The 460-nt window shown below is 67.2% G+C and carries 1 pseudogene; it reads right to left on the reverse strand.

Features of this window, described 5'->3' with window-relative positions:
• Positions 1 to 460, reverse strand: a pseudogene (locus BJP40_RS14370) (tellurium resistance protein TerC); the annotation flags it as partial.

The following is a 460-nucleotide window of genomic DNA, read 5'->3' on the forward strand; positions in this document are numbered from 1 at the left end:
CGGCGAAGGCGTTCGCAGTCCACACCAGGAACGTGTTGGTGGTGATCGCCAGGATCGCGGCGACGGAGTCGACGGCGAAGACCAGGTCCGTGGCCTCGATGGCGACCAGCGCCACGAACAGCAGCGTGGCCACCCGCCGCCCGCCGACGCGCAGGAAGAACCGGTCGCCGTGGAACCGTGCGTCGGTCGGGATCAGCTTCCTGACGAGGCGGACGACGGGGTTGCGGTCGGGGTGGACCTCCTCGTCCTTGGAGACGGCCATCTTCCAGCCGGTCCAGATCAGGAACGCCCCGAACAGGTACGCGGTCCAGAAGAACACCTCCAGCAGCTCGGCGCCGAGGAAGATGAACACCAGCCGGGCGCCCAGCGCCCCGATGACACCCCAGAAGAGCACCTTGTGCTGGTAGGCGTCGGGCACGGCGAAGAAGGAGAAGACCAGCGCGAAGACGAAGACGTTGTC

Source organism: Streptomyces sp. CC53, assembly GCF_001865245.1.
Lineage (GTDB): Bacteria > Actinomycetota > Actinomycetes > Streptomycetales > Streptomycetaceae > Streptomyces.